Annotated in this window: 10 protein-coding genes and 2 riboswitches; of the genes, 2 read left to right on the top strand and 8 right to left on the bottom strand. The window is 70.6% G+C overall.

Annotated elements, in window-relative coordinates; translation table 11 throughout:
• Window positions 1-5 precede the first annotated feature (5 nt).
• Both pgeF and EZJ19_RS02390 read left to right on the top strand, forming a co-directional pair.
• Window positions 6-752, top strand: coding sequence for a peptidoglycan editing factor PgeF (pgeF, locus tag EZJ19_RS02395; protein ID WP_131444711.1), 747 nt, complete (start codon window positions 6-8; stop codon window positions 750-752).
• Between the two features lie 37 nt (window positions 753-789).
• Window positions 790-1,575, top strand: coding sequence for an oxygen-binding di-iron domain-containing protein (locus EZJ19_RS02390; protein ID WP_131444706.1), 786 nt, complete (start codon window positions 790-792; stop codon window positions 1,573-1,575).
• 16 nt (window positions 1,576-1,591) lie between these two features.
• On the opposite strand, the gene EZJ19_RS02385 is transcribed toward EZJ19_RS02390, so the two are convergent.
• The 8 genes from EZJ19_RS02385 to EZJ19_RS02350 all read right to left on the bottom strand — a co-directional run bounded on the left by EZJ19_RS02385 (window position 1,592) and on the right by EZJ19_RS02350 (window position 8,705).
• Window positions 1,592-2,425: an ABC transporter ATP-binding protein gene (locus EZJ19_RS02385; RefSeq protein WP_131444705.1), complete on the bottom strand. Its 834-nt coding sequence runs from the start codon at window positions 2,423-2,425 to the stop codon at window positions 1,592-1,594.
• Window positions 2,422-3,225 (bottom strand): ABC transporter permease, encoded by an 804-nt coding sequence (locus EZJ19_RS02380; RefSeq protein ID WP_131444704.1) that lies wholly within the window; start codon window positions 3,223-3,225, stop codon window positions 2,422-2,424. Before EZJ19_RS02380 ends, EZJ19_RS02385 begins: the two co-directional genes overlap by 4 nt.
• 48 nt (window positions 3,226-3,273) lie before the next feature.
• A riboswitch (guanidine-I (ykkC/yxkD leader) is annotated at window positions 3,274-3,375 on the bottom strand.
• A gap of 120 nt (window positions 3,376-3,495) precedes the next feature.
• The gene (locus EZJ19_RS02375) at window positions 3,496-4,335 is read right to left on the bottom strand and encodes a TIM barrel protein (RefSeq protein ID WP_240754616.1); all 840 of its coding nucleotides are present in this window, start codon (window positions 4,333-4,335) and stop codon (window positions 3,496-3,498) included.
• Window positions 4,336-4,379: 44 nt separating this feature from the next.
• On the bottom strand, window positions 4,380-5,165 hold the full coding sequence (locus EZJ19_RS02370) for an N-acyl homoserine lactonase family protein (protein WP_131444703.1): 786 nt from the start codon (window positions 5,163-5,165) through the stop codon (window positions 4,380-4,382).
• The gene (locus EZJ19_RS02365) at window positions 5,162-5,797 is read right to left on the bottom strand and encodes a cysteine hydrolase family protein (protein ID WP_131444702.1); all 636 of its coding nucleotides are present in this window, start codon (window positions 5,795-5,797) and stop codon (window positions 5,162-5,164) included. The genes EZJ19_RS02370 and EZJ19_RS02365 overlap by 4 nt, the downstream gene beginning before the upstream one ends.
• On the bottom strand, window positions 5,794-6,648 hold the full coding sequence (locus tag EZJ19_RS02360; protein WP_131444701.1) for a DMT family transporter: 855 nt from the start codon (window positions 6,646-6,648) through the stop codon (window positions 5,794-5,796). The genes EZJ19_RS02365 and EZJ19_RS02360 overlap by 4 nt, the downstream gene beginning before the upstream one ends.
• Before the next feature lie 2 nt (window positions 6,649-6,650).
• Window positions 6,651-7,655, bottom strand: coding sequence for a fatty acid desaturase family protein (locus EZJ19_RS02355; RefSeq protein ID WP_131444700.1), 1,005 nt, complete (start codon window positions 7,653-7,655; stop codon window positions 6,651-6,653).
• A 51-nt stretch (window positions 7,656-7,706) separates the two neighbouring features.
• Complete coding sequence (locus EZJ19_RS02350) at window positions 7,707-8,705, bottom strand: ABC transporter substrate-binding protein (RefSeq protein ID WP_131444699.1); 999 nt, start codon at window positions 8,703-8,705, stop codon at window positions 7,707-7,709.
• A 49-nt stretch (window positions 8,706-8,754) separates the two neighbouring features.
• Window positions 8,755-8,862: riboswitch (guanidine-I (ykkC/yxkD leader) on the bottom strand.
• Between the last annotated feature and the right edge of the window lie 66 nt (window positions 8,863-8,928).

The raw sequence follows: 8,928 nt of genomic DNA, 5'->3' as shown, positions 1-8,928 counted from the left end.
CGAACATGCATCCTGACTGGCTGCTTCCGGACTGGCCGGCGCCCGCGCGGGTACGCGCGTTCATGACCACCCGGGCCGGCGGCGTCAGCCGGCCGCCCTGGGCCAGCATGAACCCCGCGGCGCACGTCGGCGACGACCCGGCGGCGGTGGCGGAGAACCGGCGCATCCTGCGCGCCGGCCTGCCGGCCGAGCCGCTCTGGCTCGAACAGGTGCACGGCACCTGCGTGGCCGAGGCGCCCGCCGAGGCGCCGCCGTGCGCGGATGCCAGCCTGGCGCGCGGCCCCGGACAGGTCTGCGCCGTGCTCACCGCCGACTGTCTGCCGGTGCTCTTCTGCGATCGCGCCGGCCGCGTGGTCGCGGCCGCCCACGCCGGCTGGCGCGGCCTGGCGGCGGGCGTGCTGGAGGCGACGGTGGCGCGCATGGCGGTGGCGCCGGATGCCGTGCTGGCCTGGCTGGGTGCGGCCATCGGCCCGGCTGCCTTCGAGGTCGGCGACGAGGTGCGCGAGGCCTTCGTCAGCCGGCACCCGCTCGCCGCCGTGGCCTTCCGCCCGGCCCTGCCGGGCACCCTCGACGAAGCCCCCAGGAAATGGCTGGCCGACCTCTACGCCTTGGCCCGCATCCGCCTGGCCGCCATCGGCGTCGCGGCGGTGTACGGCGGTGGCCTGTGCACCTACGCGGACGCGACCCGCTTCTATTCCTACCGCCGCGACGGCCGTACCGGGCGCATGGCCAGTCTGGTCTGGCTTGAGTAGAATCCACCGGCACGGAGCAATGATTTAAGGATCCAGCATGGCGATCGAACTCTACAACGACGGCCGGCACGTCTGCCTGCTGTTCAACGACCTGGTCGACGACACCAACAGTTCCGCCGTGCAGGCCAACCAGTTCCTGATCGAGACGGACGGCGAGGGCGCCCTCATCGACCCGGCCGGGAACATGACCTACAACGCCCTGATCATGGCCATGCAGGCCTATTTCCCGTTCAAGAAGCTGAAATACATCTTCGCCTCGCACCAGGATCCGGACATCGTCGCCTCGCTCAACAAATGGCTGATGTCGACCGAGTGCGTGCTCTACGTGTCGAAGCTGTGGGAACGCTTCGTGCCGCATTTCTGCACCATCAACCGCTGGGAGGGCCGCATCGTCGGCATCCCCGACGCCGGCATGGTGATCCCGATCAAGGACACCAAGATCCACGCCGTGCCGGCCCATTTCCTGCACGCCGAGGGCAACTTCCAGTTCTACGACGCCAAGTCGAAGATCCTGTTCTCCGGCGACATGGGCGCCTCGCTGGTGCACCACGACGAGATCGTCCGGCCGATCACCACGGCGGCCGAGTTCCAGGCCCACCTCGCCAAGATGGAGGGCTTCCACAAGCGCTACATGGTGGGCAACAAGCCGTGCCGGTTCTGGGCCAACATGGTGCGCGGCATGGACGTCGAGATGATGGTTCCCCAGCACGGCCGCTGGTTCAAGGGCAAGGAGGCGATCGGCGCCTTCCTGACCTGGATCGAGAACCTGCAGTGCGGCACCGACCTGATCAGCCAGGACACCTACCGCTTCCCGGTCGCCTGAGCCGGCGTGCCGGCGGCTAGCCCGCCGGCTGGTTGAGCTGCTCGAGGAGGTCGAAGTCGGTCTTCATGCCCGACGTCTCGCGGATGCGCGCCAGTATCTCCTTCTTCAGGGCCAGGAAGTCCTGGCCGTGCTTCATGTCCTGGCGGCGTGCGTCCGGCAGCGGCACGTCGTAGATCTGGGCGATGCGGCCCGGGCGCGGCGCCATGAGGACGATGCGGTTGCCCAGGTAGATCGCCTCCTCGACGTCGTGGGTGACGAACACGATGGTGGTCTTCTCGACCTTGTGCACGTGCCGGATCAGGTCGTGCATGACCTCCCGGGTCTGGGCGTCGAGGGCGCCGAACGGCTCGTCCATGAGCAGGATCTCGGGCTTCGGCATCAGCGCCCGGGCGATCGCCACCCGTTGCTGCATGCCGCCGGAGAGCTGGTTCGGGTAGGCGTCGCGGGCATGGCCGAGGCCCATCAGTTGGAGCAGCGCGTCGGCCCGGCCGCTGGCCGCCTCGACGTCGGCGAGGGTGCGGTCGCGCGTGTGCACGGCCAGGCGCCGGCACCAGCGTATGTTCTCCATCACCGACAGCCAGGGGTACAGGCTGTAGTGCTGGAACACCATGGCGCGGTCGGCGCCGGGGCCGGCCACCTCGCGGCCGGAGGCCGAGAGGCTGCCGGAGTCGACGTATTCGAGGCCGCCGATGGCGCGCAGCAGGGTCGACTTGCCGCAGCCGGAGGCGCCCACGAAGGTGATGAACTCGTTGTCCTGGACATCGAGGTCGATGCCCGCCAGGGCCTGGACCCGGGTCGCCCCGGTGGCGAAGGTCTTGGTCAGGCCCCGGATGCGTATCTTTGCGTTCATTTGCCGTGCAGCCATGGGAAGGATTGGCGGTGGACCAGGCGGAACATCTGGTCGATGACCAGGCCGATGGTGCTGATGAGCAGGATGCCGGCGAATATCTTGTCGGTCTGCATGAAGCGCTGCGCCTTCAGGATGGCGTAGCCGAGGCCGGAATTGGCCGCCACCAGCTCGGCCACGACCAGGTAGGTCCAGGCCCAGCCCATGGTTACCCGGAGGGTGTCGAGCAGGGCCGGCTTGGCCGACGGCAGCAGGACCAGCTGGACGATCTCGGCGCGGCTCGCCCCCTGGGTCTGGGCGGCCTCGACCTGGGCCATGGGCACCCGGCGCACGTCCTCGGCCATCATCAGGACCATCTGGAAGAAGGTGCCGATGAAGATGATGGCGATCTTGGAACTCTCCTCGATGCCGATCCAGAGCATGACCAGCGGGATGAAGGCGACCGCCGGCATGTAGCGGATGAAGTCGGTGAGCGGTTCCAGGAGGGCCTGGACCGGTCGCCAGGTGCCGATCAGCAGGGCCAGCGGCACGGCGATCACCGCCGACAGGGTCCAGCCGGCCACCACGCGGTAGGTGCTGATGGCGACGTCGCCGACGAGGTCGTCCTCGCGGGCCCAGTTGAGCAGGCGTTTGGCGACGTCGAGCGGCGACGGCATGAATACCTTGTCGGCCAGTTCCAGTGCCGTCACGCCCCACCAGGCGGCGAACGGGACCAGGATGCCGACCAGGGCGAGCAGCCAGTAGCGGCGGGCGGATAGTGGTGCGCGGATGGCCCAGAAGCTCGGGCGCGGGGGGTGGGACATAACGGTTCCTGTCACGGTTGCACAAGTGGGGAGCGACGCGTCATCTCGTCCTCCCGGGCTTTTGTCCCTCCGTGGAGCCCCGCCGCGCGGCCGGGCCGGCGGCTCTCGGACCAGACGCCTGAACAGGCCGGAACCCTAGCCGCACGATCGAGCGGCGACCGCGGTCGCCCCCCGGCAAGGTACGAGCAAGCGTCGTGCCATGCGCGTGCGGGCGCGCCGGGAGGGTGGCGGAGCGGTGGCGCGGGCATTCCTGCACCGGCATGGCGACGCTCATGCACCGGCCTGGTGCGCTGCCGCCGTGCCCAGCCAGGTTGCGAAGTGGCCGCGTTCGGTGGCCGCCATCCAGTCGTTGACGCGGCCCAGGTCGGCCACCGGCATGCGCGTGTAGGGTTGCTCGTGCAGGTAGCCGTCCGGGCCGAACTCGGGGGTCATGGTGGTGACCGCGTCGCCGCGCGCCAGTTGGGCCTGCCAGATCCGTTCCCACAGGCGCTGGTGGGAAGCCAGCCAGCCGGCGTATTCGGGCGCCGCCGGGTCGGGGACCTGGGGCCCCTGGTCGTAGCCGACCCGGGCGTGGATGTGGCGGGCCTGCCCGGCGACCCGGGCGATCGCCTCGGTCTCCTCGTCCAGGGCCCGCTCGCAGACCACGCACCAGTGGCTGAAGTCGCAGGTCAGGCGCAGTTCCGGCAGGCGCCGGAGTACCTCGACGGTGATCCAGGGGTTGAACAGGGTGCGGCTGCGGTGGGTCTCGAACACCAGCTCATGGCCGGCCCGTTCGGCCAGGCGCAGGGCAGCCTCGAAGAAGGCCAGTGACGTTTCCAGCGGCCAGGCATCGCAGCCGCCGATGCAGGTGACGAAGCGCGGCGCCAGGGCGTCGGCGGCCGCCAGGGCCTGGCCCAGGTCGGCCAGATGGCGGTCCGGCGAGGCGTGTCGCTCGGGCACGTACCAGCCGCCGGTATAGACCTCGCCGATGTAGGCCAGGCCGTGCCCGGCCAGGGCGGCGGCGAGCTCGCGCTGGCGCGCCGGCTCGAGCGGCAGGGTGGCCTCCAGCCCGGCGAAACCGGCGGCCGCGGCCCGGCCGGCCGCCTCGGCGTAGGGGCCGGCATGGCCCACAGGGTCTTGAACAGGTCCAGGCGCATCGCGGCTGTCGAGACGCCCTAGTCGAACGGCCGGAAGCCGGCCGCGATCAGGCCGCGGTAGAAGGCGATGTCGTGGTTCGGCCAGAGCTGGGCGCCTTCCTCGCCGGCCAGGCGCTTCAGCTTGCGTATGCTGTCCAGGGCCTGGGCCTCGCAGTCCTGCCAGCACAGGCCGGGCGCGACCTCGTCGGCCAGGTTTTCGGCCAGGTCGGCGGCATCGCCGCACAGGATCACCGGCGGGCCCTTGGGCAGCTCGATCAGCAGCGACATGTGGCCGGCCGTATGGCCCGGGCTGGCGACGGCATGGACGCCGGGGGCGACCTCGTATTCGCCGTCCTGGACCTTCCAGCGGTAGTCGCCGGCGAAGTCCTCGGCGAAGTAGGCCACGTCCTGGCCGGACCGGGCGGCCGCCAGCTCGTCGCGCTGGACGTGGATGTCGGAGCCGCAGACGTCGCACAGGCCGCCGGCATGGTCGAAATGCAGGTGGCCGATGAACACCAGGTCGACGTCGGCGGCGCTCAGGCCGAGGCGGGCGAGATGGTGCGGCAGGCGGTCCTCCTCGCGCATCTCGGGCGGCCCGAACGGGAACACCTCGGGGTCGTAGTAGCGGTCGCGCCGGGCCGGGTCGGCGATCTTGCCGTAGTCGCAGCCGACGTCGTACAGGATGCGGCCGTTCCGGGTCTCGATCAGGTAGGCCAGGATGGGCGCCTCGATGGTCTGGCCGCGGCCGCGGTTGCGGGTGGACAGCGACTTGTCGTAGCGGTGGGTGGCGGTGAGCAGGGGCCACATGCGCAGTACCTGGGTCATGCTGCGGTCTCCTTGTCGAGCAGGTCGAGCACTTGGTCGGTGGTCATGACGGTGCCGAATATGCCGCCCTCGAGCGCGACCATCGCCAGGGCGGCGCGGTGCAGTTCGGGATGGCCGGAACCGCAGGCGTCGCCGACCAGGATACAGCGGTAGCCGCGGTCGGTGGCCTCGCGCAGGGTGGAATGGACGCAGACCTCGGTGGTCACGCCGGCGATGAGCAGGCGTTCGACCCCCTGGTTGTCCAGGATCGCCTCCAGGGCGGTGCCGTGGAAGGCGCCGTAGCCCGGTTTGTCGACGACCGCCTCGCCGGCCCGCGGATAGAGTTCGGCGACGATGTCGTGGCCCGCTTCGCCGCGCACCAGCAGGCGGCCGAGCGGCCCGGCCGAGCCGATCTCGGCGCCCGCCGCCCGGCTGCGCGCCAGCTTGGCGGGCGGGCAGTCGGACAGGTCCGGGCGGTGGCCCTCGCGGGTGTGCACCACCGGCAGGCGCAGCCGGCGGGCGCGCTCGAGCAGGCGCCGGATGGCCGGGAGCGGCCGGCGCAGGGCCGCGACGTCCAGGCCGGCCGCCGCGGCGTAGCCGCCGGGATCGAGGAAGTCGCGCTGCATGTCGATGATCAGCAGGGCGGTGTTCATGCCGGCACCGGCGGTTCGGAACGCGCTTCGAGCACCGCCGCGGCCAGGATCAGGGCGCCGCCCAGGGCCTCCTTCGGCCCCAGCGTCTCGGCGCCGATGACGACCGCCGAGAGCACGCCGATGACCAGCTCGGCGAGCAGGAGGATGGCCGCCCGGCCGGCCTCCAGGCGGGCGACGCCGTAGTAGGTGGCGAGGGTGCCGGGCAGGACCCACAACAGGCCCAGGGCGGCCAGCCAGAGCGCCGGTCCCGCCCCGATGGCGGCGACCGATTGCCCGGACCAGGCCAGGAAGCCGGCCGACAAGGCCGCGCACCCGGCCAGCACGGCGACCGCGCGCACGCCTTCCGGCAGGTCCCGGGCGGCGCGGATGGTGACGTTGTTGAGAGCGAAGGCGACGCCCGAGGACAGGGCGAGCAGGTCGACGGCGCCGAGCGGCGCGGCGAACAGTTGCGGGCCGCCGACCGTGAAGGCCAGGCCGGTCATGGCCAGGCCGAGCGCGGTCAGGCGCAGCGGCGTGACGGGTTCGGCGAGCACCAGGCGGGCGGCGAGGATGGTCCAGACCGGCGCGAGGTAGAACAGCAGCATCACCCGCACCACGCTGCCGTAGGTCAGGGCACTGGCGAAGGAGGCGTTGGCCCAGCCGCCCAGCAGGGCGATGAGGGCGAGCGGCAGCAGGCGCTTGCGCCAGGCGGCGTGGCTGCGCCAGGCCCAGGGCAGCAGGGCCAGGGCCGGCAGGCCGTAGGCGACGACCTGGATCACGCTGCCCTGCAGGCCGAGCCCGGCCAGGGCCTTGAGCGGCCACCAGATCAGGCCCCAGAGCAGGGCACCGGCGAGCAGTACCGTGGCGGCCATGGTCACACCGCCGTCAGGAAGGACACGGCCAGGGCGCCCTTGAAGGCGGCCGGGTCGCCCGCCTCGACGCGGCCGTAGTCCTCGGCCAGGACGCGGGCGACCCGGTAGCGGTGAAAGGGGGCGAGCAGGCGGCGCATCGGGATCGCCTGCGCGCAGTCGCTTCCGTACAACTCCCGGTGCAGCGCCGGCAGGCGGTGCCAGGGCACGATCGGGCATTCGTGGTGGGCGTTGTGGTAGGGGAAGTTGAGCAGCAGCAGGTTGAGCCGCGGCCAGCGCGTCGAGACCAGGTTGGAGTAGGTGTTGGCCTGCTCGTAGGCGGCGTCGCGGAGCCGGTCCTGCGGGATGCCGTCGCGTTCCAGGATGACGAAGGCATCGTAGGTGTGCTGGTAGCAGTCGGCAAAGCGCAGCACGGTGACCATGACCAGGTAGGCGACGCCGTACAGGACCAGGGCGCGCGGCGCGACGACGGCCAGGCCGGCGAAGGCGAGGCCGCGCACCAGGAGGACGGCGAGCAGGCGCGGCCGGTCGCGCCTGCGTTCCCCGCGCCGCATGGGCAGCACGATCACCCAGGCGTGCATCAGGAGGTCGACGGCCGGGACGTAGGCCCACTCCAGCGCCAGGACCAGGCGCCGGCGCCAGGCCGGACCGCCCTGCAGCCAGGCCTGGACGTCCAGGCTGATGACGTCGGCACGGTCGACGTGGTGGCGCATGTGCTTGAAGCGCAGGTGTTCGTAGCGGGCGTAGCAGCTGCCCGTCAGCCAGGTCATGAGGAGACCGCCGCGGCGGTTCAGGACCGGGCTGGCGAACACCGTGTTGTGGGCGAATTCGTGGAACAGATAGGCGGCGATGATGAGGGCGTGGGCGAACCACAGGGTCGCCGCCAGGGCGATCGGCAGCGCCGCGCCGGCCATCAGCCAGAGGCCGCCGACGTAGCCGGCGCCGACGTAGGCCAGCGCGAGCAGGTTGGGCAGGGCGCCGTCGGGGGCACGGAACAGGGGCTTCGGCATGCTGGGCACCGGTCGTGGCCGCCGTGCCCGCGGGCACGGCGGCACGACGGCTTACTTGGCCAGTACCTTGACGAAGCGGTCGTCCAGGGTGGTGGCGATGTCCACCGGCTTCTTGATCTGGCCGCTCTTGACCAGGAGCTCGTTGATGATGGCGCCGCTGGTGTAGTACGAGGTGGTGTCCTTGCCCTTGGCGTAGGACTTGGCCATCTCGGCGGCCGGGATGTTGTAGACGCCGGCCAGTTGCTCGCCGACCTCCTTCGGGGACACGCCGATGGCCTTGCCGATCAGCTTGGCGGCATCGGCCGGCTTGTCCTTCATGTACTTCATCGCCTCGACGTAGACCTGGGTGATGGCGGCGATCTCCTTGCCGTTGGCGGCGATCTTCTTGTCGCCGAAGGCGAGCACGTCGGCGATCAGGCCGGGGGCGTTCCTGGACGAGTAGATGACGTGGAACTTCTGGCCGGCCCCGGCGGCGAGGATCTGCGAGACGTTGGGCTCGTAGGTGACGCCGGCCGGCACCGCGCCGGAGATCACCGCGGCCGGCACGGCCTCGGGGGTCATGTTGACCGGGCTGATGTCCTTGGCGCTCATACCGTTGCTCTTGAGGGCATAGGAGATCAGGAAGTCGGATGGCGAGAGCGGCGCGTAGGCCACCTTCTTGCCCTTGAGGTCGGTGATCTTGGCCAGCGCCTTGGCGGCCACGATGGCGTCGCCGCCGTTCGAGTAGTCGACTGGCAGGACGACCTTGAACACCTGGCCCTGGCCGGCCGCGCCGATCACCTGGTCGTAGGTCATCAGGGCGCCGTCGATGGCGCCGCCGGACAGCGCGGAAGGCAGGGCGGCCGGGTCGGGGAAGGTCTGCAGGGTGACCTTGATGCCGTATTTCTTGTAGAGGTCGAGCGCCTCGGCGACGTAGAAGGGGGAATAGCCGATCCAGGTGGTCAGGCCGATCTTCATGGCCGACGCGGCCTGGGCGCCGTTCGCCAGCAGGGCGCCGGCCAGGCCGATGCCGAGGGCGCAGAACTTGATCAGGAAAGAACGCTTGTGCATAACGGGCTCCGTGGTCAGGACAAAAAAGGGGAGGGCGCTTAATATCGCTTCCTCCCGGGCTTTTATCCCTCCGTGTAGCCCCGCACAGGCGGGACCGGTCGCTCTCGGACCAGGCATCCGCCGGAACAGGCGGATCGGAACCCTAGCGACCACTTCGAGCGGCGATGCCGATCGCCCCCTGGATAATTACTCAGCAAGAGTCATGCCAGGGACGGAAACCGGC

Origin of the sequence: Parasulfuritortus cantonensis (assembly GCF_004337445.1) — a bacterium.
GTDB lineage: Bacteria > Pseudomonadota > Gammaproteobacteria > Burkholderiales > Thiobacillaceae > Parasulfuritortus > Parasulfuritortus cantonensis.
The sequence above is the reverse complement of the archived record's forward strand: the minus strand, read 5'-3'. Positions and strand labels throughout refer to the sequence as shown.